27 protein-coding genes and 1 tRNA gene are annotated in these 26,087 nt (G+C 55.9%); 18 read left to right on the plus strand and 10 right to left on the minus strand.

From position 1 onward, the window contains the following. The first annotated feature begins 144 nt into the window (after positions 1-144). Positions 145-348: a hypothetical protein gene (locus tag GS614_RS21130; RefSeq protein WP_171120730.1), complete on the plus strand. Its 204-nt coding sequence runs from the start codon at positions 145-147 to the stop codon at positions 346-348. An 892-nt stretch (positions 349-1,240) separates the two neighbouring features. On the opposite strand, the gene GS614_RS21135 is transcribed toward GS614_RS21130, so the two are convergent. The 3 genes from GS614_RS21135 to GS614_RS21145 all read right to left on the minus strand — a co-directional run bounded on the left by GS614_RS21135 (position 1,241) and on the right by GS614_RS21145 (position 3,127). Next, positions 1,241-2,302: a YeeE/YedE family protein gene (locus tag GS614_RS21135; protein ID WP_171727257.1), complete on the minus strand. Its 1,062-nt coding sequence runs from the start codon at positions 2,300-2,302 to the stop codon at positions 1,241-1,243. A gap of 41 nt (positions 2,303-2,343) precedes the next feature. After that, positions 2,344-2,652, minus strand: coding sequence for a metalloregulator ArsR/SmtB family transcription factor (locus GS614_RS21140; protein ID WP_152459831.1), 309 nt, complete (start codon positions 2,650-2,652; stop codon positions 2,344-2,346). Between the two features lie 100 nt (positions 2,653-2,752). Then, on the minus strand, positions 2,753-3,127 hold the full coding sequence (locus GS614_RS21145) for a hypothetical protein (protein ID WP_171172629.1): 375 nt from the start codon (positions 3,125-3,127) through the stop codon (positions 2,753-2,755). Between the two features lie 80 nt (positions 3,128-3,207). On the opposite strand from GS614_RS21145, the gene GS614_RS21150 reads away from it, so the two are divergent. The 14 genes from GS614_RS21150 (at position 3,208) to GS614_RS21215 (ending at position 16,131) form a co-directional block, all read left to right on the plus strand. Further along, a complete protein-coding gene (locus GS614_RS21150) occupies positions 3,208-3,948 on the plus strand; it encodes a cytochrome c biogenesis CcdA family protein (protein WP_171207063.1) in 741 nt (246 codons plus the stop codon). Positions 3,949-3,962: 14 nt separating this feature from the next. Then, complete coding sequence (locus GS614_RS21155; protein ID WP_171207064.1) at positions 3,963-4,541, plus strand: thioredoxin family protein; 579 nt, start codon at positions 3,963-3,965, stop codon at positions 4,539-4,541. Positions 4,542-4,672: 131 nt separating this feature from the next. Beyond that, positions 4,673-5,149 (plus strand): sulfur oxidation c-type cytochrome SoxX, encoded by a 477-nt coding sequence (soxX, locus tag GS614_RS21160; protein ID WP_171172632.1) that lies wholly within the window; start codon positions 4,673-4,675, stop codon positions 5,147-5,149. A gap of 47 nt (positions 5,150-5,196) precedes the next feature. Next, entirely contained in the window at positions 5,197-5,613 is a 417-nt protein-coding gene (gene soxY / locus GS614_RS21165) for a thiosulfate oxidation carrier protein SoxY (RefSeq protein WP_152457370.1), read from the plus strand. Positions 5,614-5,649: 36 nt separating this feature from the next. After that, the gene (gene soxZ, locus GS614_RS21170; RefSeq protein ID WP_171727258.1) at positions 5,650-5,979 is read left to right on the plus strand and encodes a thiosulfate oxidation carrier complex protein SoxZ; all 330 of its coding nucleotides are present in this window, start codon (positions 5,650-5,652) and stop codon (positions 5,977-5,979) included. 70 nt (positions 5,980-6,049) lie between these two features. Beyond that, positions 6,050-6,895: a sulfur oxidation c-type cytochrome SoxA gene (gene soxA / locus GS614_RS21175; RefSeq protein WP_171172635.1), complete on the plus strand. Its 846-nt coding sequence runs from the start codon at positions 6,050-6,052 to the stop codon at positions 6,893-6,895. Between the two features lie 87 nt (positions 6,896-6,982). Continuing rightward, a complete protein-coding gene (gene soxB / locus GS614_RS21180) occupies positions 6,983-8,680 on the plus strand; it encodes a thiosulfohydrolase SoxB (protein WP_171727259.1) in 1,698 nt (565 codons plus the stop codon). A 24-nt stretch (positions 8,681-8,704) separates the two neighbouring features. Continuing rightward, positions 8,705-9,967, plus strand: a complete 1,263-nt coding sequence (soxC, locus tag GS614_RS21185) for a sulfite dehydrogenase (protein ID WP_152457374.1) — start codon at positions 8,705-8,707, stop codon at positions 9,965-9,967. After that, positions 9,951-11,276, plus strand: coding sequence for a c-type cytochrome (locus GS614_RS21190; RefSeq protein WP_171727260.1), 1,326 nt, complete (start codon positions 9,951-9,953; stop codon positions 11,274-11,276). The genes soxC and GS614_RS21190 overlap by 17 nt, the downstream gene beginning before the upstream one ends. Before the next feature lie 2 nt (positions 11,277-11,278). After that, the gene (locus GS614_RS21195; RefSeq protein ID WP_371809427.1) at positions 11,279-11,986 is read left to right on the plus strand and encodes a c-type cytochrome; all 708 of its coding nucleotides are present in this window, start codon (positions 11,279-11,281) and stop codon (positions 11,984-11,986) included. 24 nt (positions 11,987-12,010) lie between these two features. Further along, positions 12,011-13,273 carry an NAD(P)/FAD-dependent oxidoreductase gene (locus tag GS614_RS21200; RefSeq protein ID WP_171172640.1) on the plus strand — a complete coding sequence of 421 codons (1,263 nt, stop codon included), beginning with the start codon at positions 12,011-12,013 and terminating at the stop codon, positions 13,271-13,273. Positions 13,274-13,354: 81 nt separating this feature from the next. Continuing rightward, the gene (locus GS614_RS21205; RefSeq protein ID WP_152457377.1) at positions 13,355-13,789 is read left to right on the plus strand and encodes a DUF302 domain-containing protein; all 435 of its coding nucleotides are present in this window, start codon (positions 13,355-13,357) and stop codon (positions 13,787-13,789) included. A gap of 1 nt (position 13,790) precedes the next feature. Beyond that, positions 13,791-15,014, plus strand: coding sequence for a 5-aminolevulinate synthase (gene hemA, locus GS614_RS21210; protein ID WP_171727261.1), 1,224 nt, complete (start codon positions 13,791-13,793; stop codon positions 15,012-15,014). Between the two features lie 58 nt (positions 15,015-15,072). Beyond that, the gene (locus tag GS614_RS21215; RefSeq protein ID WP_171727262.1) at positions 15,073-16,131 is read left to right on the plus strand and encodes a YeeE/YedE family protein; all 1,059 of its coding nucleotides are present in this window, start codon (positions 15,073-15,075) and stop codon (positions 16,129-16,131) included. Between the two features lies 1 nt (position 16,132). Here the strand turns inward: GS614_RS21215 and GS614_RS21220 are convergent, their stop codons facing one another. Beyond that, positions 16,133-17,077, minus strand: a complete 945-nt coding sequence (locus GS614_RS21220) for an MBL fold metallo-hydrolase (RefSeq protein WP_171727263.1) — start codon at positions 17,075-17,077, stop codon at positions 16,133-16,135. Then, entirely contained in the window at positions 17,074-18,000 is a 927-nt protein-coding gene (locus GS614_RS21225) for an MBL fold metallo-hydrolase (protein ID WP_171727264.1), read from the minus strand. The genes GS614_RS21220 and GS614_RS21225 overlap by 4 nt, the downstream gene beginning before the upstream one ends. A gap of 386 nt (positions 18,001-18,386) precedes the next feature. On the opposite strand from GS614_RS21225, the gene GS614_RS21230 reads away from it, so the two are divergent. Both GS614_RS21230 and GS614_RS21235 read left to right on the plus strand, forming a co-directional pair. Next, positions 18,387-18,472, plus strand: a tRNA-Leu gene (locus tag GS614_RS21230). A gap of 350 nt (positions 18,473-18,822) precedes the next feature. Continuing rightward, positions 18,823-19,641 carry an inositol monophosphatase family protein gene (locus GS614_RS21235; RefSeq protein WP_171727265.1) on the plus strand — a complete coding sequence of 273 codons (819 nt, stop codon included), beginning with the start codon at positions 18,823-18,825 and terminating at the stop codon, positions 19,639-19,641. On the opposite strand, the gene GS614_RS21240 is transcribed toward GS614_RS21235, so the two are convergent. From GS614_RS21240 to GS614_RS21260, 5 genes are read right to left on the minus strand one after another with little or no spacing between them, the layout of a single operon-like run. Then, on the minus strand, positions 19,618-20,184 hold the full coding sequence (locus tag GS614_RS21240; RefSeq protein WP_171727266.1) for a histidine phosphatase family protein: 567 nt from the start codon (positions 20,182-20,184) through the stop codon (positions 19,618-19,620). The genes GS614_RS21235 and GS614_RS21240 overlap by 24 nt on opposite strands. After that, positions 20,185-21,255, minus strand: a complete 1,071-nt coding sequence (locus GS614_RS21245) for an ABC transporter ATP-binding protein (RefSeq protein WP_171616178.1) — start codon at positions 21,253-21,255, stop codon at positions 20,185-20,187. It abuts the gene before it with no gap. Continuing rightward, entirely contained in the window at positions 21,252-23,468 is a 2,217-nt protein-coding gene (locus GS614_RS21250; protein WP_171727267.1) for an iron ABC transporter permease, read from the minus strand. Before GS614_RS21250 ends, GS614_RS21245 begins: the two co-directional genes overlap by 4 nt. Further along, entirely contained in the window at positions 23,469-24,494 is a 1,026-nt protein-coding gene (locus GS614_RS21255; RefSeq protein WP_171727268.1) for an ABC transporter substrate-binding protein, read from the minus strand. A 58-nt stretch (positions 24,495-24,552) separates the two neighbouring features. Beyond that, positions 24,553-25,017 carry an NUDIX hydrolase gene (locus GS614_RS21260; protein WP_171120775.1) on the minus strand — a complete coding sequence of 155 codons (465 nt, stop codon included), beginning with the start codon at positions 25,015-25,017 and terminating at the stop codon, positions 24,553-24,555. A 244-nt stretch (positions 25,018-25,261) separates the two neighbouring features. Here GS614_RS21260 and GS614_RS21265 point away from each other — a divergent pair, with 244 nt between their 5' ends. Beyond that, positions 25,262-26,071, plus strand: a complete 810-nt coding sequence (locus tag GS614_RS21265) for a DeoR/GlpR family DNA-binding transcription regulator (protein ID WP_171727269.1) — start codon at positions 25,262-25,264, stop codon at positions 26,069-26,071. Positions 26,072-26,087 lie beyond the last annotated feature (16 nt).

Genomic DNA, 26,087 nt, shown 5'->3' on the forward strand with positions numbered 1-26,087 from the left:
ATCAGTGGACGACTTTTGCTCCGCCCCATGGCAGGTTTTTACGCCGCCGTTGACACTCTGCATTGGGGAAAAGCCGCAATTTCTACACCTGAGATTAATTTTTGGCGTGCGATAGTTAACCGATATTCAACATGAGGATTTAGCATGAAAAAACTTGCAACCATCGACCTGCCAAGAACAAATACTAACGCCCTTGAAGTGCTAGCATGCTGCCAGGCCGCAGCCGAGAGAGCCGGAGCCGAGCAAGCCAAAATTCAGACCTTTTTGGAGGATGCCGTACAGGGTGACTTTGAGCACTTGTTGCGTGTGGTGAACACCCACTTTGAGATCTCTATCGCAGGGTCTTGATTGGAGAGGACCTGGCATGCCGCCACGAGACCATGAACCAGCAATTGAACGGCGCATTTAGTCGTCTTTTATTTCGGATGCGCAGGTAAATAATACGAGGCCTCAGACAACAGCGATGCCAGATCACTCAGTTTTACCAGTACACCAGGTGTCCTGGCGTCATCTTACCTTCCATTTGCGCACCATGTGTCTCAAGTCTGCAAGTCAGCTATGATGCGGTCGCGAACCGATTCAAAGCTGGCGCAAGTAATGGAAATAGCTACGACTCGGATTGTTAGCCAACATAATAAGGAAGCCTTGGGCATGAACTAAGGCAGGTTCTTGGCCAAGCGCCAATTCAGTCAAGCTGACGAGAGCTTTGCGAAGAAAAGCGTGTCACTGGCCAAGGCTGCAACATGTACAGCCAGACAGGGCGGAGATTTCAAAAATCGCAGACTTGGCTGGCTGTCCGGTGATTGCTTTTTTGCCTCGGTGGCCTTGTGGGATTGCAGGGTCCTTGCTGACGACCAAATCTCGTTTTCGCTGGCAGGTCTTCAATGTGTCAGAAAGCCGAAACTGCGGTTGCTGAAGTCCTTGTTGCCTTTTTTGATAGTTTATCCGAGGCAAGACCTGCCTTGTGATTGCCTGAAGGCTTGCGGCTCAAAGGCTGGGTTCTTTTGGCATTGAAGATCGTTGAAGATTCCTGTTCCGCCTTTTGCGGAGTGACGCATGCGATTGGGCTGTGCAGAATTCTCGACCGACCCTGGGACATTGCGGGTGCGAGCGCCGCAAACCATTCTTTAGATCAACCAAAAGACCGGTCATGTACCAACCAACAAAGCCTGACCACTCAAGTGGGGCTACTCGGCGCGACCGACACCTTTTTGGCATAAGGCATGGTGGTGTTAAGAACTCAGCGCTCGGTAATGAAGGACAGCCCGGACACTAGTTGTCTCAGTCCAAGCGCCGCGCCTGCAAAGATCGCGGCGAATGTCACAGGCGCGCTGTAGGCCAGAAGTGAGAAGGCAGATATGCCTTGTCCGACGCTGCAACCGACTGCGATGATCGCTCCGGGGCCCATGATCGCCGCGCCCAGCATCTGCCGTTTCAATTCGCGCGGATCTTCGCAGGCTTCCCAGCGAAAATGACCCTTTGACCAAGACCCCAAAAACGCGCCGATCAGAACGCCCGAGACTGATCCGACGGCAAAAGACAAAGTGTTTCCGGACGCTGTCATCAAGTAGAATATCGTGTCACCCAAGGGTGCCGCGAAGGTATGCGTTTGCACCGGCTCACCGTCAAAGCCGTGGGTTGCTACCCAATTCGTGCCAAGCCAGCCCGAAACGATCGCCAGTCCAACCACAGATCCCCAGAACACCTGCGCTGGCGTGCGGCGGAACTGCTGGTTCGCCAAAGCGAAGACCACCAAAACGACACCGACGGCAGAACCGACGAACCACGCCGGAACAGAGGTCAACCGTTCAGCTAGAAAGCTGACGCTTTGGGGCGCGCTGATATCCATTTCTACTGGAAACAGCCAAACCCGCAGATATGCCAGGGGGCCGGACATTACCACATACGCCGAAAGGCCCATGATCAGGACGATGACGAAGGATCGAAGGTCGCCACCTCCCAGCCTTGCCAGCGCCCCATAGCCGCAGTTCCCGCTGATGGCCATTCCATAACCGAACATGAGGCCGCCCACGATCGAACCGATCGGGTTCCAGGTCTGGGCAAGGTAGCGTGTTCCTACAGGGTCAAGCCACCCGAACGCCATGGCGGCATGGCTTCCAACAATCGCGACGCCAATCGCAACCGCCCACATGCGAAGTCGCCGATCATCGCCTGCGTAAAGGAAGTCTTCGATTGCACCCAACGTGCAAAAGCGACCGATGCGCGCAGCCAGCCCCAAAGCGATGCCCCCAATCAAACCGATCAGAGCAACGGCATTTGCGTCTCCCAATGCTTCGAACATTGCCAGTCTCCTCCCAAAGCTGGCGGCGTCTTGACCGGCTTCTACGTCTCCCGGCAGAAAAGATCGTAAACGACTTCCAGTATTTGCGTCGAACGATCATCAGCCAATCTGTAATAAATTGTCTTACCCTCGCGCCGTGTTTTGACCAAGCCTTCAAAGCGCAGTCGGGATAATTGTTGGGATACGGCGGCCTGTCTCGCCGACAGCATCTCTTCCATTTGGGTGACGGACTTTTCACCCGATGACAGATAGCACAAGATCATCAGACGCCCCTCGTGGCTGATGGCCTTCAGGAAGTTTGATGCCGTCTGGGCATTCTCCATCATTCGGTCCAGATCTTCCGCACACATGTCCTTTGTGAACACCGGCAGTTTCGATGGTTTGTCCAAAAGGATCGCCTCGCTTTCTCAGCTTCACGCATTCAAAACAGTTTATGTAATTTGCCGCCGATTAGCCAGAGGTCTCAACCTGTACCCCTGCGTCACGCAGCATCACGCCCAACAACCCCCAGAAAAAGTCTTCGCCGGGGTAGCCTTCGATCCGGCCGACTTCGTGGCCGTTGTCCAGCAAAACAAAGGTCGGAGTGTAGTAGAGAGGTCGTTTTAGGGTGATCCCATCCGGCAGGGTTTCATGGATGTCGACACGCCGAAGCGGGGCGGCATTTCCTTCCTGTGTTTTCGGGTAGATTCCCGAGATTTCGGAATCCCATCGGGCACACCACATGCACCCATCTTCTTCGGCCATCAGAAGCGCCATTTCCGCCCGTAAAGCCAGAGGCGAAATAAGCAACGTGACCGCAAGCACAAGCAGGAAAAGGTGGCGCATCTCAAGCTCCGATTGACCGCAGCGTCATATCTTTATTACTTTGAATGTATGAATGATAGCGTGCCAGGACGGGTTTGACCATGCTCGACATTACATTTGCAGGGGCTTTGGTCGCAGGGCTGTTGTCATTTCTGTCCCCGTGCATCCTGCCGATTGTCCCGTTTTACCTCAGTTACCTGGCGGGTGTCGGGATGGAGCAGATTTCTGCCAGTTCAGTCATTTCCGGCAACGTTCGCCGCAGGGCAACGCTTTCTGCAATCGCTTTTGCAGCAGGGATCATAACGATATTTATGGCCCTTGGGGCCACGGCTTCGATATTCGGTCAAATGATCCGCGAATACTTCGATATTCTTCGTTGGATTGCCGCGGCCATCATCATGGCGATGGGCTTGCATTTCCTGGGGCTGATTCGCATCGGATTCCTGTATCGCCAGTTTCGGGCAGATGTCGGTGAAACATCAAACCCGAGCCTGATTGGTGCGTATGTTCTGGGACTGGCATTTGCTTTTGGCTGGACGCCCTGTGTCGGGCCCGTGCTTGCTGCAATCCTGTTTACGGCGGCCGGAACCGAGACGGCTTGGCGCGGTGCGATGCTTCTATTCGTTTACGGGGTGGGAATGACCGCCCCCTTTGTTCTGGCGGCCTTTTTGGTGCGCCCCTTCATGCAGTGGATGGCGCGGTTCAGAAAGCATTTGCCTCTGATCGAGAAGGCCATGGGCTGTCTGTTGATTCTGTTCGGCGCTCTGATCGCAACCAACTCGATCAATCGCGTGGCTCAATGGATGCTGGACCATATGCCCTGGCTTGCGGCCATCGGATAATACGGGAGGAAAACATGAAGCGAACATTGTCAGTTTTGATGGCGTGCTTAGTGGGCGTGGCGGTTTCAGCCGCCGAGCTTGGCGACGACGGGTTGCACAAAACACTATGGATGCGCGACACGTTCAAAGACCTTCGCGAGGATCTTGAAGAAGCGTCAGATGAAGGCAAACGCCTGGTTTTGTTTATCGAGCAACAGGGCTGCATCTATTGCAAGAAAATGCACGAAGAGGTTTTCCCCCAGCCCGACCTGGCGGCGTACATCGAAGAGAACTTCTTTGTCGTCCAACTGGATCTGCACGGAAGCACCACGGCCACCGACTTTGACGGGGAAGAGAGCGAGCAAAGAGCGCTGATGCGCAAATGGGGGATTCTGTTTACGCCGACCCTTGTATTTCTGCCGGAAGAGGTTCCCGAGGACGCCACCGCCATTGATGCAGCGGTTGCAGTCATGCCGGGGGCGTTTTCGAAAGGAACAACCTTGGATCTGTTCACCTGGGTCTTTGAAAAGCGCTACGAACTTGAAAATGGTGAAGATTTTCAGCGCTACCACGCACGGCGCATTCAGGAGCGAAACAATATTTCGCAAGACTGAGGTCGGGGGATATAAATAAAAAAATTCATTGTAATGAATTTAATGTTGCGACAGGCCACCCTCGTCGACTACGGTACACAAATGCTTTGGGTCGCAAAGCGCCGTCGGCGTGTTAGCAAATGGGAGGGATCATGAAGCTGAGACTCTTAACATTGGTCTGCGCAATGACAGGGGGTGCCGCGTTTGCCGCGGATACCGACCCGAAAAACGTAACCTATGGTGAATATGGTGCCGTAGAGGTCTCGTTGACCGGCGCGGCTGGTGACGCGGCAAATGGCGCGCTGATCGTTGGCGACAAGTCAAAAGGCAATTGCGTGGCGTGCCATGCGGTCTCGGCTTTGGCCGATATTCCGTTCCATGGCGAGGTTGGCCCGGCGCTGGATGGTGCCGGTGATCGTTGGTCCGAGGCCGAGCTTCGCGGATTGGTTGCAAACGCGAAAATGACGTTCGAAGGCACGGTGATGCCGGCATTCTACAAGGATGACGGCTATATCCGCCCGGGCGACGCCTATACCGGCAAAGCCCCGACCGAGCCTCTGACTTCGATCCTGACAGCGCAGGAAATCGAAGACGTGGTCGCGTTTCTTGCAACCCTGAAAGAGGAATAGTCACGCTTGTCCAGCGTGATTTTTCGAAGATTCAAAGGAGATTGAAAATGGAACTTTCTCGCCGCGAAACTCTGGCCCTTGGGCTGGGCGCCGCGTTCCTGACAATGATGCCGTTTCGTGCAAATGCGGCCGCTGAGGATGCGATTGCCGCGTTTACCGGTGGGGCGGATGTGGCTGACGGCGGTGTTACACTGACGGCACCTGAAATCGCCGAAAACGGAAACACCGTACCGATCGAAGTAAGCGCCCCGGGTGCGGCGTCGATTCTGATCGTTGCAGCAGGCAACCCCGAACCGGGCGTCGCAACGTTCAACTTCGGCCCACTGGCTGCTGAACAGGCTGCTTCAACCCGTATCCGCCTTGCCGGAACGCAGGATGTCATTGCCGTGGCGAAGATGGCAGATGGCAGCTTTGCCAAGGCATCCGCGACCGTAAAAGTGACAATCGGCGGCTGCGGCGGCTGATAGCCACGCGCGCCTCGAAGAACAGGAGACTAACCAATGGCAACCGGTGTGAAACCCCGCGTCAAGGTTCCCAAGAAAGCCGCAGCTGGCGAAACCGTCACGATCAAGACATTGATCAGCCACAAGATGGAAAGCGGACAGCGCAAGGACAAAGAAGGCAACGTCATACCTCGGTCGATCATCAACCGTTTCACCTGTGAATTTAACGGTGAAATGGTGGTCGATGTGACGATGGAGCCGGCAATCTCAACCAACCCGTATTTCCAGTTTGAGGCAACCGTGCCCGAGGCAGGTGAGTTCGTGTTCACCTGGTACGATGACGACGGCTCTGTCTACGACGAGAAGAAATCGATCGAGATCGCCTGACGGCTCGACCACTAAGGCAGATCAGCGCCGGACATGACGTTTGGCGCTGGTCCACCAAGGGAGGAACGTAATGAATACAAAGGCATTAACGGCGATCGCGGCAGTTCTGGTTTTCCCAGTGTCAGCAATGGCCGGACCTGACGAAGACAATCTTGTGATCAATGACGAGCTGGACATGACCTCGGTCACCGAAGCGCCGGCGCATCTGGAAAACCTGGACACGATCTATTCCGGTTGGCATTTCCGTACGGATGAAACCCAGGCCCTTCAGATTGATGATTTCGACAATCCGGCGATGATCTTCGTCGATCAGGCTGCCGACCTTTTTGAGACAGTCGATGGGGCTGCCGGCAAAAGCTGTGCCTCGTGCCACGACGGGGTGGAAAGCTTCAAGGGATTGCAGGCTTCCATGCCGAAGGTTGATGCCGAAACCGGCAAGCTGGTGGTCATGGAAGATCTGATCAACGCGTGCCGGACCGAGCACATGGAGGCCGATGCCTGGAAATGGTCCGGCGGCGATATGCAGGGCATGGTCGCTTTGATCGGACTACAGTCACGCGGGATGCCCATGAACGTTGCCATCGACGGTGATGCCGCCCCGTATTGGGAACAGGGCAAGGAAATGTACTATACTCGCTATGGCCAGTTGGAGCTGAGCTGTGCCAACTGTCATGAAGACAATTGGGGCAACATGATCCGGGCAGATCACCTGAGCCAGGGAATGATCAACGGGTTCCCGACGTATCGCTTGAAACAGGCCAAGCTGATTTCGCGACACAATCGTTTCCGCGGTTGTATTCGTGATACGCGGGCGGAAACCTTTGCCGAAGGTTCAGACGAATTCCGTGCGCTGGAGCTTTACGTTGCCTCGCGTGGCAACGGGCTTTCAGTCGAAACCCCGGCTGTGCGCCAATAACGAACGACCCGCGTGGGCGATGTCCGGCGCGGGTTTTTCAAGAATGCAACATTCACACATTTATATGTGTAACAGGAAAGCCGAAAGATGATTTCTCGACGTGACTTCTTGCAGGTTTCAATGGCGGTATCGGCTCTGTACGGAGCATCCGGGTTTGGCAATTGGGCCAGGCTTTCCGCGCAGCAAAGTCTGACGCAGGATCAACTGCTGGAGTTTGAGACCTTTGGCAATATCAGCCTGATCCATGTCACTGACATCCACGCGCAACTCAAACCGATTTACTTCCGTGAACCCGAGATAAACCTGGGTATCGGCGAGGCGAAAGGGCAGATGCCGCACGTCACGGGGGCCGCATTCCGCAAGGCCTACGGGATCGAGGATGGCAGCCCGTCCGCCTATGCGCTGACATACGACGACTTTGCGGCCCTGGCAAAGACCTACGGTCGGGTCGGTGGTTTGGACCGGGTCTCGACGGTGATCAATGCCATCCGTGCGGACCGGCCCGATGCCCTGCTTTTGGATGGCGGCGATACCTGGCACGGGTCTTACACCTGTTTTCAGACGGCCGGTCAGGACATGGTCAATGTCATGAACGCGCTGAAACCTGATGCAATGACCTTTCATTGGGAGTTCACGCTGGGCAGCGACAGAGTCAACGAAATCGTCGAAGGGCTGCCCTTTGCCGCCTTGGGTCAGAACATTTTTGATGCCGAGTGGGATGAACCAGCGGAATTGTTCAAGCCCTACAAGTTCTTTGACCGGGGCGGTGCAAAGGTTGCCGTGATCGGGCAGGCGTTCCCTTACATGCCAATTGCGAACCCGGGTTGGATGTTCCCTGAATACTCTTTCGGCATTCGGGATGAGAACATGCAGGCAATGATCGACGAGGTTCGCGATGCCGGTGCCGATGTCGTCGTCGTCCTCAGCCATAACGGCTTTGACGTGGACAAGAAAATGGCCGGTCGGGTGCAGGGGATCGACGTGATCCTCAGTGGCCACACCCATGATGCGCTGCCCGAGCCGATTCTGGTGGGCAAAACGCATATCATCGCGTCAGGCTCGAACGGCAAGTTCGTCAGCCGCGTGGATCTGGATGTGCGGGATGGGCAGTTGATGGGGTTGAAGCACAAGCTGATCCCGATCTTCTCTGATGTTATCGCTCCGGATCCTGCGATCACCGCCCTGATAGATGAGCAGCGCGCGCCCTATGAGGCGACGCTTAGCGAAGTGATCGGCAGAACGGACTCGTTGCTCTATCGTCGCGGCAATTTCAACGGAACCTGGGATGACCTGATCTGTGATGCCCTGCTCAAAGAGCGGGAGGCAGACATTGCCATGTCCCCCGGTGTTCGTTGGGGGCCGTCGATCCTGCCGGGGCAGGAGATCACGCGCGAGGACATCTGGAACGTCACTTCGATGTCATATCCGAATGCCTATCGCACGGAAATGACGGGTGAGTTCATCCATGTGATCCTCGAGGATGTTGGCGACAACCTGTTCAACCCTGATCCCTACTACCAGCAGGGCGGCGACATGGTCCGTGTCGGTGGGCTGGGCTACCGCATCGACGTGACCAAGCCGCAAGGGCAGCGGATCAGCGAGATGACCCTGCTCAAGACAGGTGAAGCGATTGATCCGTCGAAAACCTATGTCGTGGCCGGCTGGGCCAGCGTCAACGAAGGCACCGAAGGTCCGCCGATCTGGGATGTCGTCGAAAACCACATTCGCAACCTTGGAACCGTAACGGTGCAAGAGAACACCAGCGTCGATGTCGTCGGCGCCTAAGAAACAGATGGAGACCTAAGAGATATGGATGACGCGTTCAAACCGTCCCGCCGGGCCTTCCTGAAAGGCAGTGCCGCGGTCGCCGCGGGGTCAGTTGCAGGTGCGGCAGTGGCAGAAACGCCCGACCCCCTGATAACAGAGCTTCAGGATTGGGCATCGTACACGGGCGCAGGCGTTGACGAGACACCTTATGGCATGCCCATCAGCTATGAATCCCATGTCGTGCGCCGCAATGTGGAATGGCTGACCGCCTCTCCGATTTCGTCGATCAACTTCACGCCGATCCACGCGCTTGATGGTACCATCACACCCCAGGGCTGCGCCTTTGAACGGCACCACTCGGGCGCGATTGAACTGCGCAAGGAAGACTATCGGCTGATGATCAACGGGCTGGTCGATCGCCCGCTTGTCTTTACGTATGACGACATCGAACGTTTCCCGCGCGAAAACCACGTGTACTTCTGCGAATGCGCGGCGAACACCGGGATGGAGTGGGCGGGTGCGCAGCTCAACGGCGTGCAATTCACCCATGGTATGATCCACAACATGGAATACACCGGTGTTCCGCTGCGCACGCTGTTGCAAGAGGCCGGCGCCGATATCTCGCCCGACAAATGGGTCTATGTCGAGGGCGCGGACGCGTCGTCCAATGGCCGCTCCATTCCGATGGAAAAAGCGCTGGATGATGTGTTGGTGGCCTTCAAGGCAAATGGCGAGGCCCTGCGGATGGAACATGGCTATCCTGTGCGCCTGGTCGTGCCAGGCTGGGAAGGCAACATGTGGGTCAAATGGCTGCGCCGGATCGAGGTTGTCGACAGGGCGGTCGAAAGCCGTGAAGAAACTTCGAAATACACCGATGTCTATGCCGATGGCACGGCCCAGAAATGGACTTGGGTGATGGATGCGAAATCCGTCATAACCTCGCCCAGCCCGCAAATGCCGATCAAACATGGGCCCGGGCCGCTGGTGATTTCAGGGCTTGCATGGTCAGGCCACGGACAGATTACCCGTGTCGATGTGTCCAAGGACGGCGGCATCACGTGGGAGACGGCACGCCTTGGCAAGCAGGGCGACACCAAGGCTTTGACACGTTTCTATCTCGACACGAATTGGGACGGGGCGCCCATGCTCCTACAGGCCCGAGCAATGGATGAGACCGGCTATGTACAGCCAACCAAAGACCAGCTGCGCGAAAAGCGCGGCGAGAACTCGGTCTATCACAATAACTGTATCCAGACGTGGTACGTAAGCGCAGAGGGGATCGCCGAGAATGTCGAAGTCTCTTAGTCATGTTTTCCTGCCCGTATTTGGCGGCACGGCGTTGGTGCTTGCGGGGGCGTTGGTGTTCGCCAACCGAAACTTCGGCCAATCGAAGATCGAAATTTTGGAAACCCGGATTGGTCAGGTTGAGGCCCACGCAGCAGCCGCACAGGAAAAAGCGAAGACAGAAGCCGAACGAGCAGCCCAGCTTGAGCTCAAAGTCCAGGAAATTCAGGCCGCCGCAGCGGAACGGGTTGCGAATGGCGCGAACCTGACCGCACCTGCGCCCCGCCACGAGGGCACCTATGGGCTTGGACGGCCTGCGCTGGAGGAAGAGATCGCGGCCTGGGACGTTGACGTTTTGCCGGACGGGCGGGGCTTGCCTGTCGGATCGGGCGACGTTTGGACCGGGGAAGAAGTGTTTGCCGACCGCTGCGCCTCATGTCACGGAGAGTTTGCCGAAGGTGTGGACAACTGGCCCGTTCTTGCCGGTGGGTTCGATACGCTTGCAAACGAAGATCCCGTGAAGACCGTGGGGTCATACTGGCCGCATTTGTCTACTGCCTGGGATTACATTTCCCGATCCATGCCATTTGGCGAGGCGGGCACTTTGACCGCAGATGAGACCTATGCGATTGTTGCCTACATCCTGTATTCAAATGATTTGGTGGATGACGATTTCGAACTGAGCAACGAAAACTTCGCCGAATTCGAGATGTACAACAAGGACGGTTTTGTCGTCGATACGCGACCCGAGACCGAGTATGCTGAATGGCGCAAGGAGCCTTGCATGGAAAACTGCAAAGCAGAGTCCGCTGTCACGATGCGTTCCGTTTTTCTGGTCGAGACGCCGCCCGAAGGTGGGTCGAACTCGGTGATGAATGATGCCACCGTTGAGGGGTTGCCGACATTCACTGCGGACGGCCCGTCGTTCATTCCGGCAGCGGCACCCAAGCCCGAGGAAGAAGCCGCTGCGGAGCCAGCCGTTCAAGCGGCCGAAGAGACCGACGAAGCAACGGAACTGGTTGCCGCCGGAGCGAAAGTCTTCACGAAGTGCAAAGCCTGCCATCAGGTAGGTGAAGGTGCAAAGCACGGCACCGGGCCGGCGTTGAACGGAATAGTCGGGGCCAATGCAGGATCGGTCGAGGGGTTCAAATACTCCAAGGCGATGAAAGCCGCATCCGAAGCCGGCCTTGTTTGGACGGATGAGGAAATGGCGGCCTTCCTGACGAAACCCAAGGATTACATGAAGGGCACGCGAATGTCTTTTGCAGGGCTCCGGAAGCCAGACGACGTTGAGGCCGTGATTGTCTACCTCAAATCGTTCGGAAGCTGATCGTGCGGTGGTCGGACATAGTGGCGTGTGCGGCGGTTGTGGCGGCTTTCGCCACATCGACCTACGCAACCGAAGACCTTGGTGATGTCGAGGCCGGGAAAACAGTGTTCGCCAAATGCAAAGGCTGCCATCAGGTTGGCGAAGGCGCGGAAAACAAAATCGGTCCGCATCTGAATGGTGTTTTTGGGCGCAAGGCCGCAGGTCTCGATGATTTCAATTATTCCAAAAGCCTTATGCGCGCGGGAAATTCGGGTTTGGAATGGCACGCTGACACCTTGTCAGCCTATATCGAAAATCCCCGTGCATTCGCCTCGGGCACAAGGATGAGCTTTCGCGGTCTGAAAGACCCGGAAGACCGGGCCAATGTGATTGCCTATTTGCGAGGGTTTTCAGACAACCCTCGGGATATTCCCGAAGCGGACCCAACCGCGAAAGGCACGGACCATTCCGTCGATCCAGCGATCCTGGCGATTCAGGGAGATCCCGAATACGGCGCATATCTCAGCAGCGAATGCACGACGTGCCATCAGATCGAGGGAAGTGACGAGGGTATCCCGTCGATCGTGTATTGGCCCGACGAGGATTTTGTCGTCGCCATGCACGCATACAAGGACAAAAAGCGGCCACACCCGGTTATGCAAATGATCGCCGGAAGGCTGAGCAATGACGAGATTGCGGCGTTGGCCGCATATTTCAATAACCCAGAGTGATTGTGCCTAAGGGGAGGAAACGCGATGACACTCAATAGACGTACATTTCTAGGAGCCGCCGGGGTGGCGGCAGCCGGATTATCTGCACCGATGGTTCTGGCTCAGGGCAGGCCCCGGGTCGTTGTTGTCGGCGGCGGTGCAGGCGGCGCTACGGCTGCCCGTTATATTGCGAAGGACAGCAAAGGTGAAATCGACGTGACGCTGATCGAGCCGTCGCGGACCTACTACACCTGCTTCTTCTCGAACCTGTATCTTGGAGGGTTCCAGGAACTTTCGGATATCGCGCACAGCTATGGAACGCTTGCTGCCGACTATGGGATAAACGTGGTCCACGATTGGGCCATCGGTGTCGACCGCGATGCCAAGACTGTATCCTTGGCCGGGGGTGGCTCGGTCCCGTATGACAAGCTGATCCTCAGCCCGGGTATCGATTTTGTTGACGGGGCTGTTGAAGGCTGGGACGTCTCGGCGCAAAACAAGATGCCGCATGCGTACAAGGCTGGCTCGCAGACAGAGCTTCTGAAAGCTCAGATCATGGCGATGCCCGAAGGCGGTACCTTTGCGATGGTTGCACCACCAAACCCGTACCGCTGCCCGCCCGGACCCTATGAGCGGGTCTCGATGGTTGCGCATGTTCTGAAAGCAAACAATCCCACCGCGAAAATCATCGTGGCGGATCCGAAGCCGAAGTTTTCGAAGATGGCATTGTTCCAGGAAGGCTGGGCAAACCATTACGAAGGCATGGTCGACTGGATTGGTGAAGACTTCGGTGGGGGAAATGTCTCGGTAAATCCGGACGCGATGACGGTGACCATCGACGGAGAAGAGACCAAAGTCGACGTCTGCAACGTGATCCCGGCGATGAAAGCCGGACGCATTGCCGAAATGGCCGGAGTGACCGAAGGCAACTGGGCGCCGGTCAACGCCGCGGACATGTCCTCCAAGGCGGATCCGGACATCTATGTCCTGGGCGATGCCAGCCAGCAGGGTGACATGCCGAAATCGGGTTTCTCGGCCAACAGTCAGGCGAAAGTGTGCGCGAATGCCGTGCGAGGCGCGTTGACCGGATCCAAGGTGTTCCCGGCCAAGTTCTCCAACACATGCTGGTCGCTGATCGACACGGATGATGGCGTGAAGGTTGGCGCAACCTACGAGGCGACGCCGGAAAAAATCGCCAAGGTGGACGGCTTCATCAGCCAGACGGGCGAAGATGCCGATCTGAGAAAAGCAACGTATGAAGAGTCGCTGGGTTGGTATGCCGGTATCACCTCGGACATGTTTGGATAGAAGTTCTCGGGGGTTTTGACACGGGTCAAAGCCCCCGAAGCTCAATCTGAGAAACTGCGGCTCAGGAGGAGGATCAAGATCATGAAACACTTAATCATCACGGCCGCGTTTTTTGCGGTCTCTGCCAGTCAAGGGCTTGCCGAGGATATCATCACGACCCCCTTTGACGGAAGTTTTGATGATGCCACCTTTGCGGTCGAATCCGCAATTGTCGGGCAGGGGCTGGTCATCGACTATGTGAGCCACGTTGGCGAAATGTTGAACCGAACGGGCGCTGATGTCGGCAGCGACAAACAGATATTCGCGGCGGCGGACATCTTTATTTTTTGCTCGGCAAAGATTTCGCGAGAGGTGATGGAAGCTGATCCGATGAATATCGGCTATTGCCCATACGGGATTTTCGTGGCCGAGGACGATGACGGGGTGAAGGTCGGATACCGAAGCTATCCGGATGGCCCAATGCAAAAGGTCCAGACCCTGTTGTCTGGAATCGTTGAAGAGGCCGTTGGGGATTGAAATGAACTACCGGCAGTATTTTCGAGATCAACTAGATCAACTGAAACAGGAAGGAAACTACCGGATTTTTGCTGACCTCGAACGTCAGTGCGGCGCGTTTCCTAAGGCGCGCAGTTACGCAGGGGGTGGTCCCGAAAAAGTCACTGTCTGGTGCTCGAACGACTATCTTGGAATGGGACAGCATCCCAAGGTTCTTGCGGCCATGCACGAGGCGATCGACAAATGCGGTGCAGGTGCCGGTGGGACGCGGAATATCTCGGGGACCACGCACGAACATGTGCTGTTGGAGCAGGAACTTGCGGACCTTCACGGCAAGGACGCAGCATTGCTGTTCACGTCCGGCTATGTATCCAATTGGGCGGCCTTGGGAACCTTGGCGTCCCGCATCCCCGGCATCACGGTACTGTCCGACGAATTGAACCACGCCTCGATGATCGAGGGGATTCGTCACAGCCGTTGTCAAAAGCGGATCTGGAAGCACAACGATCTTGAAGACCTTGAAAAGCAACTTGCGGACTTGCCTGCAAATGCGCCCAAGCTGATCGCGTTTGAAAGCGTCTATTCCATGGATGGCGATATTGCACCGATTGCCGAGATCTGTGATCTGGCGGACCGATATGGCGCGATGACCTATCTGGATGAGGTTCACGCGGTCGGGCTGTACGGTCCGCGCGGCGGTGGCATCGCCGAGCGCGAGGGCCTGATGGACCGCCTGACCGTGATCGAAGGGACTTTGGGCAAGGCGTTCGGCGTGGTCGGTGGGTACATCGCGGCGTCGAAAGAGCTTGTCGACTTTGTCCGATCCTTTGCCAGCGGATTTATTTTCACCACTGCTTTGCCTCCGGCCGTGGCGGCAGGAGCTGCGGCTTCGGTGAAGCACCTGAAGCAAAGCAATGCAGAGCGGCAACAGCACAATAAGCGCGTGCGCGAAGTCCGGGACAGGCTGGACGATCTGGGTATTCCCCATACACCGAACCCAAGCCACATCATTCCGGTCATGGTCGGCGATCCGGTCAAGTGTCGCTTCATTTCGGATGTGCTGATGCGTGACTATGGGATCTACATTCAGCCCATCAACTATCCAACTGTCCCCAAAGGAACGGAACGTCTGCGGATTACGCCGTCGCCGGTGCACACCTGTGAAGATGTCGACCGGCTGGTATCCGCATTGGGTGAGTTATGGACGCAATGCCAATTGGCGCGCAGGCCGATGGCCGCGCAATGACGATGACGAATTGATCAAAGGCAAGGACACATACGCAACGAAGTGAGAGTTTCTGCCCATGGAGAGGCTCATCGATCTGCTGGGAGACCCGGGCGCCTTGGCATTTGCCGGAGTGCTGGTCGGTATCTTGTTCGGCGTTACGGCTCAGAAGTCCCATTTTTGTTTGCGCGCATCGACGGTGGAAGTCGCCGAAGGTAAGTTTGGCCCCCGCTTGGCGGTTTGGCTGATCGCCTTTACCGCGGCACTGACGCTGGTACAGGCGCTTGTCTCGCTTGAATTGCTGGACCTTTCCGAGGCACGCGCGATCGCGTCAACCGGCAGCCTTAGCGGTGCGATTATTGGTGGGGCGATGTTTGGCATAGGCATGGTTCTTGCGCGCGGATGCGCATCTCGCCTGCTGGTCTTGGCCTCGTGCGGCAACCTGCGTGCACTTGTGACAGGATTGATTTTGACCTTGGTGGCCCAGGCAGCCTACACAGGAGTACTCAGCCCGGCCCGTGAAGCGATTTCCGGTCTGTGGACCATCTCAGGAGGCGCACAGCGCGATCTTTCAGCAATAATCGGGCTTTCACCACCGGCCTATACAGCCGTTGCCGCAATTGGATTTGTTCTGGCAATTGTGTTTGCTTTTCATAGAAATGTCGCACCTGCAAAGATCGTGACAGCCGCAGGCGTGGGCGGGGCAGTGGCGCTTGGGTGGTTCATGACATATTCCATCGCGCAAGCTTCTTTCGAAGTCGTGCCTGTGTCTTCAGTGACGTTTACCGGCCCGGCCACAGACACGCTGATGGCGTTGGTTGCAGAGCGAAATGTGGTGCTGTCTTTCGGCATCGGCCTTGTTCCCGGCGTGGCCATTGGCGCAGCAGGATCTGCCATCATTTCCGGCGAGTGGAAGATCGAACGTTTTGGCTCGGATACCCCGATGGAACGTTACCTGGTCGGAGCTGTCCTCATGGGGTTCGGAGCGATGCTTGCCGGAGGTTGCGCCGTGGGCGCCGGGCTTTCAGGCGGGTCCGCCCTGTCATTGACAGCCTGGCTTGCCGTTTTCTTCATGTGGGTTGGGGCGATAGGCACGCACAGGTTTTTGATGCGTCTACCGGTACTACAGCATTCCTGACTTACTCGAACTCCATCTGTTCGAAAACGCGCCCGGCATTCTTGGTTGCCAGTTCCTCGTACGTGTCCAGATGGGCATAGGGGGACTGATCGACATAGTAGGCTTCGGTCAGATCGCCGCCTGCATCCATATGCTCTTGAATCCTGGTTCGCAGGTACACCAGGTAATCGCGTGTATAGCGGCGCACCTGATCCATATTCGTGGGATGACCGTGCCCGGGAATGACATATGTGGCATTCAAAGCCTCGAACTCGTTGTCCCAGGTTTCCAGCCATTCCGCGGTATAGGTATCCTGAAAGATCGGCAGCATGCGCTCGTGGAATGCCATGTCACCCGCGATGACAAGGCTTTGGTTCGGCAGCCAGATCGAGATATCGCCGGGGCTGTGGGCCGGTCCGAGGTATTTTGCTTCGATCCGGAAGTCGCCCATCTCAACCACGTATTCATCATCGAATGTCTCGGTTGGGCCTGCCAGAAACGTCCCCTCTGCCTTGTCCTGATTGTATCGTTTCATTCCTTCCAGAATCTGAGGGCCATACTCCTCGAACTCAGCTGCTGCATCCGAATGGGCGACGATTGGAACACCGATTTCTGACCAGTAGGCATTGCCAAGCATCGCGTGCCCCTGACCGTTTTCGTTGAAGACAAGCGTGACCGGCTGATCCGTAACCGCCTGAATTTCCTTGTGCAGCGCCTCGGCAAGGACATAGGCCGCACCGCCGTTGACAACGACCACGCCTTCACCGGTCACGATGAAGCTCAGGTTGTTGTTGTGACCAGAGTTTTCGTAGGTCGGCGGAGCGGTTGCGCCAATTGCGGAATAGACGCCAGGAATGAACTCGACCGGCTTGGAATACAGAACGCTTTGCGGATGCTGGTCAGCAATATCCTCGCTTGCCCAAGTTGGCGTGGCGAAAGCAACCGCAATCATGAGTGATCGTATCATGACGCCTCTCCAATGAACCTGTAGGCCGAACCGGTCTTTTCGACGCGGCCAATTCCTCCGTTCGGCAGGTGGAAGCCAATCATTCTCATTTTCTCTTCGGAAATCTGATCCAGCAGAGAGTAACGCGCAGCTGCGGCTACCTGGGGATCCTGATCCGTTCCACTGTGCCAATCGGGGTGCTCAAAGGCCACGTGCGGATTTCCCAGCGCGTCGCCGACGACCATCACGGACTCATTCCCATTTCGAAGCACAAAAGCCATGTGACCGGGCGTGTGCCCAAAGCTTGCCCGTGCCGCAATGCCCGGAAGTATCTCTTGCCCATCCTCGAAGAACGCGACCTGATCTTCAATTGCTTCCAATCGCCGTTTTGCACCGGCCGCGAACGCGGTGCGATCTTCACCTATCGTGTCCACCGTTGAGGGGTTCCACCAATAATCCCATTCTTTGCGTCCAATGAGGTGCGTCGCATTTGGGAAAAGCAGGTCGTCGAAATCATCCAGAACACCCCAGATATGATCCGGGTGCGCGTGGGTGAAAACCACATGCGTGACACTTTCGGGCGACAGGCCGATTGCTTCAAAAGTTTCCATCAGTTTGCCCGATGTGGGCATGAAGTCCGGCCCCGCTCCAGCATCGAACAGCACGGTGTTTTCATCATCTCGATAAAGCGTGACGTTGCACTCTGGCTCGTACTTGGTCGCGTCCGCTTGATTGCGGGTCAGAAATTGCTCGACCTCCTCTTTGGGCATGGCTCCGAAAACAACATCAGGTGGCAATGACAGGTATCCGTCTGACACGGTCGTAATTCGGGCTGAAGGACCGAGCCGCAGCTCTGCTTGCACGATCCTGGCTTGAGCTCCAAGTGCCGCAAGACACGTGGCATTGAACAGGAAGCTGCGTCGGGACAAAGAAATTCCATTCATACGAAATCATTAAAATGAATATTTTTATTTGTAAACGATGGAAGTACCAACAATGGATCATTCCACGACGCTGAAAAACCGGTCGGGTCTTCTTTGTAATTGGGCGAAGATCGGTTTTCAGTGGTGGCAAATGAACACGACACCAAGGTCATGCGCAAAGTGAACGCGCAGCGCAATCCGCGCGAAGATGGATTGCCGAGGAAGGGATGACGTCGGAAAGGTGATTGTTACGTGACCTCGAAACAGGGGAGGGGCCCAGCCGCAGAACGACTGCGATGGCAGAACCAGCTTTCCACCGAAAAATCACGGTTCATCTGCGTCAAAGCGCATTGTTCTCATCCCGCTGTGCTTGTAAGGAAATTGCACGGCCCCAGGGGCTGCGCCGTGCGGGCGTGATGGAATGGTAGACATATCAGACTTAAAATCTGAAGGGCGTATGCCCGTGTGGGTTCGAGTCCCACCGCCCGCACCAAAAAACCGTATAAGCGTTCTTGAGAAAACAAATAAAATATGGCAACTTTCGTGCCCCACATTCTGCGCCACACTTGTTGAGGTATGCTTGCCAATCAGGCGGCCTTTTCTTCCATTAGACTTTCCAGTTCAGCAACCTTCGCCAGATTGACGCCTGTGCCCTGGTGAAACATCAATTTGCGGTCTTTCTCGGTGCACAAGAACGATTGATCCGATTGAAATGGCGTGTAGACCATTCACTAATGATCCAGGGAGGAACGCATAGGCTCTGAAACTCGATCAGTCTGGAGCCTGGTCTTCGCTTGGCCTACAGTGTTGCTGGGCAACTCTCCAACCGAAAAAGGAGCACTTATGTCCCGACTTTCAGAACGCAGAGACTTTGCCACCGAAATCTGCAGGCAGGCTGGGGTAGTGGCCAAAAAGTTCTTTGCAGATCGGGTCAATCTTGTCGTTGATCAAAAAGGCGCTCAGGACTGGGTCAGCGAGGCGGACGGGAGCGTCGAGACTTTCATTCGTCAAAAGATCGCGGAAGCTTGGCCCAAAGATGGCGTTTACGGTGAAGAACATGGCGCGGTAGCGGGAGAGAGTGGCTTTGACTGGGTTATTGATCCAATTGATGGAACCACGAATTTCGTGAACGGTATTCCAGCATGGACTATTGTTCTGGCTGGTGTCACCAACGGCCAAACGGAGATTGGCGTGATCCATGATCCAAACGTGGATGAAACATTTGTCGCAACGCGCGGAGAAACAGCGACACTTAACGGATCACCGATACGCGTCGCTTCAGGAGTGCCGTTGCGCGACGGAACTGTGGCCGTAGGATACTCGAACCGGATTGAAAGCCGTCATGTTTTACCCGTGATCGAGGATCTGATCGAGCACGGGGCGATGTTTCACAGAAATGCCAGCGGAGCGCTTTCGTTGGCCTACGTCGCTGCCGGACGCCTTTTGGGTTACGTCGAGGAACACATGAATGCTTGGGATTGTCTGGCTGGGCAATTGCTGGTCGCGGAAGCGGGCGGTGTTGTCGAGGATCAGAACGCCGATGCGATGATCCGAGACGGCGGGCGCGTGATCGCAGGCACACCAGATGTGTTCGAGACGTTGCGTGAGATCGCAGAAAACGCTTGGAGCGCTCAACGTCTAAGTAAAAGAGACCCAACCTGAATCAGGTTTGAGTGTCGCTAGATCAGCCTGCCAGAAATGGCCTTGCGAGGGCTGGTCATACTTGCGGTCTATCGAACAATCCGAGAGTGCGCACCAAAGCAATGTGCCTACTGCCCCGTGTGTCGCGATTGCAAGATCCCCGGCATCATGCGTCTGGATTACCTCTGTTACTGCGCGATGAATGCGTCTCTGCGCCTCGACAGCTGTTTCCCAACCGCAATAGCTTGCATCCGGCTGCGCAAAGAAAGCATCGGCCGCGGCCTCGAAATCGTCCCGAGGCAAGTAACCGGTTGCGCTGCGGTCGTTCTCACCAAGACTCAAGTTGCAATTCACGGGTAGCGCTCGTGGTGCAGCAAGAATCTCACCTGTTTCGCGGGCCTTCCGCTCGCCACTGGTCCAGATCTGCGTCACGTTGGACAAGACTTCACTGGATGCAAATTCAGTAGCGCGTTTGCGGCCCACAGCGTTCAAGCCCCATTCGGTTATCGGGACGGCCGGATCGATTGCGACCTCGGGGTGCGTAATGATAATGAGTTTCGGCATTTAATCCGGCAAAAGAACGGGGCCTTTGTCAGAAAAGCCCATTTTGATTTCGGTGCCGGGATCCAGCGGCGCATCGACGTCATCGTGAACGGCAAAAACCTGACCGAATTCACCGGTCAGCGTGTATTCCATCCGAACGCCAACATAGGTCGCCTTGGCCACCGTGGCTGGGATGCCTTGGTCTGAGCCGATGACCAGACGAGAGGGTCGCACGGCAATGGTCGCGGGTCCTTCGGACAATCCGCGACGTGGTAGCGTGTGACGGTAGCCTTCTATTTCTATCGTTGCCGCGTCGCCATTGATATCGACGATTTGGCATTCCAAAAGGTTTGCCTCGCCTATGAAATCCGCAACAAATCGGTCGTTCGGGGCATCATAAAGCTGGCGTGGTGTGCCCATTTGGGCGATTGCTGCATTGCGCATGACAACAATTTCATCCGAGACCGCCAGTGCCTCCTCCTGATCGTGGGTCACGTAGACAACTGTCAAACCGAGATCTTGCTGGATTGCCCGAATATCCTCTCGTACCTGACGGCGAAGCTTGGCATCGAGGTTGGACAGCGGCTCGTCGAACAGCAGAACCTGCGGCTCAAGAACCAGCGCGCGGGCGACTGCAACACGCTGTTGTTGACCCCCTGACAGTTCAGAGGGAAGACGACTGTCGAACCCCTGAAGGCCAACCAGTTCCAATCCATTCAGAGCGCGGCTGCGGGCTTCTTCCTTTGCAAAGCCCGAGAATGTGAGGCCATACATCACGTTTTCCAGCACGCTCATGTGAGGGAAAAGCGCGTATGACTGGAACACCATGGATACGTCGCGGTCGGTGGCAGGCAACTTGGTCACGTCCCGATCTCCGATCAGGATCTTGCCCGAGCTTGCCATTTCCAACCCGGCAATCATGCGCAGAGTCGTTGTTTTCCCACAGCCTGACGGGCCAAGCAGTGTGACGAGCTTTCCCGCCTCGACGTTCAGGTTGATGTTGTCGACGGCAACGACATCCTTGCCGAACACTTTCGACACGTTCTCAAAGCGTACCGGGGCGGCCTTGGAACCGATTTTGGTGTCGGTCATGGCGATGTCTCCGTAGCGTGCTGCGTGCGTCGGCCAATCTGGACCCGACCGACGAGAAGTTGCAATAAGCCGACCGCCGCGAGCATCACGAAGATCAGCGTCGTCGAATAGGCGATCGCAAGGCCATAGTCGTTGTTCTCGACTCGACCGATGATGTAGCTGGTCGCCATGTCATATTCTGCGCTGACCAGAAAGATGACGGCCGAGATCGCCGTCATGGCGCGCACAAAGCTGTATACAAGCGCGGCAAGTATCGCAGGGCGCAACAGCGGCAGAATGATATTTCGGAACGTCTGCCACGAATTTGCACCAAGGGTCAGCGAGGATTCATCAAGGCTGCGGTCAAGCTGCGACATGCTCGCGATCCCCGCACGAACGCCGACCGGCATATTGCGGAAGATGAAGCTGACAACGAGAATGACACCCGTACCCGTGATTTCAATTGGCGGAACGTTGAAGGCCAGGATGTAGCTGACGCCGATCACTGTCCCGGGGATAGCGAAGGACAGCATTGTTCCAAATTCGAAAGCGTTCTTGCCTGCAAAACTTTGTCTTGTCAGCAGATAGGCGGTCACCAGGCCAACGGCGGCAGTCAATGGCGCAGCAATGGCCGCGATGGTTATGGTGGTCCAGAAACTGTCCCAAGCTGCCCCGGTCCAGCGAATACCCTCTTCTTCGAAGCGGACCGAGAATGCAGTGATATAGTGTTTGATCGTCAGCGAGTTATCGACGCCCCACAGCTCGACAACACTGCCGTAAATGATCATCGCGTAGACAACAATTGTGAACAGCGCCCAGCCCAGAGCGATGAGCAGCACCGGAACAGAAAGGCCAGTGGGCATCAGTGGATGAACGCCGGCATCCCCTTTGCCAGTGACGGTTGTATAGCTTTTCTTCCCCAGCCAGACACGCTGCGCGTAGAAGGCGGAAAGAGTAAAGAACAGCAGCACCATGGCCAGAACCGCGGCCCTGCCCTGATCGTACTGAGCGCCGACGATGGCAAAGAATATCTCGGTCGAAAGCACGTCGAAATTCCCGCCCAATACAAGCGGATTTCCGAAATCGGCCATGCTTTCGATGAAGCCCAGAAGAAATGCGTTCGCAAGACCAGGCCGCATCAGGGGCAAGGAAACCGTCTTGAATGTCTGCCATCTGCTGGCGCGGAGCGTTTGCGCCGCTTCTTCCATCGACGGAGAGACACCTTCAACCACACCGATCAGAACAAGAAACGCAATTGGCGTAAACGCGAGTGTCTGCGCGATCAGGATGCCCGGCATTCCGTAAAGCCAGCGTGTCGGTTGCGTGCCGAACAGTTCGGCAACGAACCGGGTGACAGAGCCGGACAGGCCAAAAAGCAGGATCAGCGCCAGGCCGATCACGAATGGCGGGGTGATTATTGGCAGAACGGTCAGAGCCCGCAGCACGCGCTTGAAGCGAAAGCCTGAGCGCGTCACGACAAGTGCAAAGCAAAGACCCAGGACCGTGGTGATGACGCCAACGAGGATGGCGAGGAACAGTGAATTCCAGGCTGCGCCACAACGCGCGCCCTGAAAACACCCCAGACCCCACAATCGATCATCGAAAAACTTCGAGAAGAAGACCGCGATGGAATACGCGCCGTCTTCGGTGATGAAGGCAGCGAAAAGCATCTTCGCGATGGGAAAAAAGACAAACGCGGTGACAATTGTAATAACGCCCCCGATGGCGCTTACGACAAAGACGTCACCGTTAATGGCACCCCTTGCCGCAATCCCCTGAGTAAGCAGGAACAGAAAGCTCGAGGCGCATATCATCGCGCCATAGCCCATGCCGAACTGACGGTCGCCAAGTTCGCCAAACATCGCCTCCAGCCAATTGTAGTTGAAACCTCTGATGCCAATGCTGAACCCCTGAGCGATCAGCCAGCCAAAGCCAAGCGCCCCTGACAGGATCAGTATGCGGGCGTAAACTGGATCAGATTTGGTGCGCTTCAACACCAGAAGCGGCAGGGCGAGTGCGATCAAAAGCGGAGCGAGCCAAAGTTTTTCACCTTGCCCAATCAGAAACGCAGCGGGGGCGTAATCCTCATCGAATGGATAGCCGTCCAAAAGCCACTCGAACGACCAAAGGCCGCCGTCGACCATGTACCAAGGTAACAGGCAGAATCCGACCCACCCGGCCGTGATCCAGAAGATCAGGACCGGATGGGTCGTTTTTGAAGTCTGGTCAGTCATTTACTGCGGCAGGGTCGAAACCTCTTCGTCCCATTTCTGCAACAGACGCTTCCGTTCGTCTGAGGACCCATACTTTTTGAAGTCATAATCAATCAGCTTGATCTGACTCATGTCTGGCGCGCTCTCCGAAGTTATTGCGTTCTTGTTCGACGGTACCTGAAACGCGTTGACCTGAAGAGCAAGATTCTGAGCTTCTGGAGACAGCGCCCAGTCATAGAACTTTTTCGCCTCTTCTTCGTTGCGCGCCCCTTCAATAATCGACATCGAGCCGATTTCGTATCCCGTGCCCTCGCATGGCGCGACGACCTTAATCGGGAATCCTGAAACGGCCTGCTTCACGGCGTCATGCATGAAGACGATACCAATGGTGTTCTCACCACGACCGGCGGCCTTGATGGGCGCGGACCCGGACTTGGTATATTGGTTGATGTTCGAATGCAGACCCTTCATGAACTCAAAGCCTTCGTCCTCGCCAAAGATCTGAACCATCGACGCCAGCGTGGTATAGGCCGTACCTGATGAGTTCGGATTCGCCATCTGAACGTGGCCTTTGTATTCGGGCTTCAGCAGGTCTTTCCAACAGGCCGGTTCGGGCAGGTTGTTTGCAGCGATAAGATCGGAATTGTAGCCGTAGCCAAGTGCGCCTGAATAGATGCCGATCGTCTTGTTGCCCGCGCTTTCTGCCTGGGATATCGCCCAATCATGAAGCTGGTCGCGCATCGGCGAAATGTATTCCATCGTCAGGCCCTCTTCGGCGGCCTGCAAATGCGGATCACCCGTACCGCCCCACCAAACGTCCCCTTTCGGATTCGAGCTTTCGGCGCGTATTTGTGCAAAGGTTTCCCCTGACGACTTCCGGGTCATGTTGACGTCGATGCCTGTTGCATCTTCAAAGCTGCGCGCCATCAGTTGGCACCAGTCTTCTTGCGCCGAACAATAAAGTGTCAGCTTGTCGGCCTGTGCCGCCGACAGTGACGCAGCCAGGGCGATCACCGATCCAACCGTTGTGGATATCAATTTCCTCATTTTCTTCCTCCCTTTGAGCTTGATGCGTCCGGGTTTCCCGGTTCTTTCATGCCCTTCCTCATGCAGCCTGTCGAAGTTTCTTTATGACAATTTTGACTTCTGGATTGTCTGTCAGATTGTTCAGCAAATCTGACAGGTCGCTTTCTTGAACCAACTTTGCGGCCTTTGCCGGTGAAAACCAGTGACGCGTACGTTCACCTTTTTCCTTCCAGCGTCGCTTCAGCTTTTCGACGACCATCGGATAAAGGGTGACGCGGCAGCGAACGCTGCTTTGCCCCTCGTATCGTTTATCATAGAAAAAATGACCGATTGGCCGTTTCGATATGGTGCCGACGGCGCCTGCTTCTTCTTGCGCTTCGATTTCAGCAGCTTGCCATGGTTTTTTGCCGTCCATTAGCCAGCCCTTCGGGATAACCCACCGGCCGGTGTCCCGCGAAGTGACCATAAGAACGCGCAACTTGCCAGTCTTGTCCCAGCGCATCGGAAGCGCCGCAATCTGATCTGCCGTTTCGCTGTCGCTCATGCCGCCTCTCAATGCCACACGATCAAGAACCAAAAGGAAGCTGTCTTGTTGGCAAGTTGGCCGGTCAACGCTTTGCCTTGGCTCGTATTCTGAATTTGATCAGCCTGTGCATCTTTGCTTTGCGCTTCGAAATACTTGTGTTCGCTCGAATTCTCACAACCTTCCGAGGGTTATGCAACAAAAAATATTGCATTATGACCGAAAGCCCACAAAAGTGGATTTCGAAACCTAGTCGGGTCGTCGGATGTCCAAAACTAAAACGCGCGGCAAAATGTCTGAAAAGAACCACAGCCGGGTAAAGAAATCCGACCGGCGCCAGCAGATATTGCTGGAACTGAAGCTGCGCCCGCACGTTCGCATCAACGAACTGGCGCAGCGGTTCAACGTCTCCACCGAGACGGTTCGCAGAGACTTCGATGCTCTGTCGAATGATGGCTTGATAGCGCGGGCACACGGGGGAGCATCGGCCGCCGCGCAAGGGCACTATCCGGGTTTGGATGAGCGAACAAACGCACAGGTTGAGGAACGCGAACGGATAGGTGCCACAGCGGCAGAACTGATCCAGAGCGGTGAAACGGTCATGATCGATTCCGGCTCGACCACAATCGAAATGGCACGTGCACTGGCTTATATTGGCACATCCTGCACCGTAATCACCAATTCCATTCCCGTAGCCATGACCCTTGGCCATGGGGCTGCACAAGTGCTGTTATGCCCGGGGGAATACTTGGCAACTGAGTCTGCAACGATCGGAACCGAGACGCTGGAGTTTCTGTCCCGTTTCAACGTCGACAGGTGCATGATCGGTTCCTCGGGGTTATCGACCGATGGCCCTTCAGAAACAGTGCGCGGCTTCGCGGCAATAAAGAGGGCAATGCTGTCGCGAGCCGACAAACGGCACCTTCTTGTTGATTCCGGGAAATTCGGCCGGAAAGGCCTGTCTCAAGTAGGGGACCTTGACGACCTGCATTCAATAATCACCGACAAAAAACCAACAGGAGAATTGCATAACGCCATTGAAGGCGCCCGGGTCGACGTTCTCGTCGCCGGGTAGATATGAAATGACTGAT

Origin of the sequence: Ruegeria sp. HKCCD6604 (genome assembly GCF_013110635.1) — a bacterium.
GTDB lineage: Bacteria > Pseudomonadota > Alphaproteobacteria > Rhodobacterales > Rhodobacteraceae > Ruegeria.

Coding starts and splice junctions, on each gene's coding strand:
- GS614_RS21240 (WP_171727266.1), bottom strand. CDS start 20,184: ATGCCGAAACTCATTATCATTACGCACCCCGAGGTCGCAATCGATCCG.
- GS614_RS21190 (WP_171727260.1), top strand. CDS start 9,951: ATGTCGAAGTCTCTTAGTCATGTTTTCCTGCCCGTATTTGGCGGCACG.
- soxX (WP_171172632.1), top strand. CDS start 4,673: ATGAAGCTGAGACTCTTAACATTGGTCTGCGCAATGACAGGGGGTGCC.
- soxB (WP_171727259.1), top strand. CDS start 6,983: ATGATTTCTCGACGTGACTTCTTGCAGGTTTCAATGGCGGTATCGGCT.
- GS614_RS21260 (WP_171120775.1), bottom strand. CDS start 25,017: ATGAGCGACAGCGAAACGGCAGATCAGATTGCGGCGCTTCCGATGCGC.
- soxA (WP_171172635.1), top strand. CDS start 6,050: ATGAATACAAAGGCATTAACGGCGATCGCGGCAGTTCTGGTTTTCCCA.
- GS614_RS21250 (WP_171727267.1), bottom strand. CDS start 23,468: ATGACTGACCAGACTTCAAAAACGACCCATCCGGTCCTGATCTTCTGG.
- GS614_RS21150 (WP_171207063.1), top strand. CDS start 3,208: ATGCTCGACATTACATTTGCAGGGGCTTTGGTCGCAGGGCTGTTGTCA.
- GS614_RS21245 (WP_171616178.1), bottom strand. CDS start 21,255: ATGACCGACACCAAAATCGGTTCCAAGGCCGCCCCGGTACGCTTTGAG.
- GS614_RS21140 (WP_152459831.1), bottom strand. CDS start 2,652: ATGTGTGCGGAAGATCTGGACCGAATGATGGAGAATGCCCAGACGGCA.
- GS614_RS21225 (WP_171727264.1), bottom strand. CDS start 18,000: ATGAATGGAATTTCTTTGTCCCGACGCAGCTTCCTGTTCAATGCCACG.
- GS614_RS21200 (WP_171172640.1), top strand. CDS start 12,011: ATGACACTCAATAGACGTACATTTCTAGGAGCCGCCGGGGTGGCGGCA.
- soxZ (WP_171727258.1), top strand. CDS start 5,650: ATGGCAACCGGTGTGAAACCCCGCGTCAAGGTTCCCAAGAAAGCCGCA.
- GS614_RS21235 (WP_171727265.1), top strand. CDS start 18,823: ATGTCCCGACTTTCAGAACGCAGAGACTTTGCCACCGAAATCTGCAGG.
- hemA (WP_171727261.1), top strand. CDS start 13,791: ATGAACTACCGGCAGTATTTTCGAGATCAACTAGATCAACTGAAACAG.
- GS614_RS21215 (WP_171727262.1), top strand. CDS start 15,073: ATGGAGAGGCTCATCGATCTGCTGGGAGACCCGGGCGCCTTGGCATTT.
- GS614_RS21220 (WP_171727263.1), bottom strand. CDS start 17,077: ATGATACGATCACTCATGATTGCGGTTGCTTTCGCCACGCCAACTTGG.
- GS614_RS21145 (WP_171172629.1), bottom strand. CDS start 3,127: ATGCGCCACCTTTTCCTGCTTGTGCTTGCGGTCACGTTGCTTATTTCG.
- GS614_RS21255 (WP_171727268.1), bottom strand. CDS start 24,494: ATGAGGAAATTGATATCCACAACGGTTGGATCGGTGATCGCCCTGGCT.
- GS614_RS21135 (WP_171727257.1), bottom strand. CDS start 2,302: ATGTTCGAAGCATTGGGAGACGCAAATGCCGTTGCTCTGATCGGTTTG.
- GS614_RS21155 (WP_171207064.1), top strand. CDS start 3,963: ATGAAGCGAACATTGTCAGTTTTGATGGCGTGCTTAGTGGGCGTGGCG.
- soxY (WP_152457370.1), top strand. CDS start 5,197: ATGGAACTTTCTCGCCGCGAAACTCTGGCCCTTGGGCTGGGCGCCGCG.
- GS614_RS21205 (WP_152457377.1), top strand. CDS start 13,355: ATGAAACACTTAATCATCACGGCCGCGTTTTTTGCGGTCTCTGCCAGT.
- soxC (WP_152457374.1), top strand. CDS start 8,705: ATGGATGACGCGTTCAAACCGTCCCGCCGGGCCTTCCTGAAAGGCAGT.
- GS614_RS21130 (WP_171120730.1), top strand. CDS start 145: ATGAAAAAACTTGCAACCATCGACCTGCCAAGAACAAATACTAACGCC.
- GS614_RS21265 (WP_171727269.1), top strand. CDS start 25,262: ATGTCCAAAACTAAAACGCGCGGCAAAATGTCTGAAAAGAACCACAGC.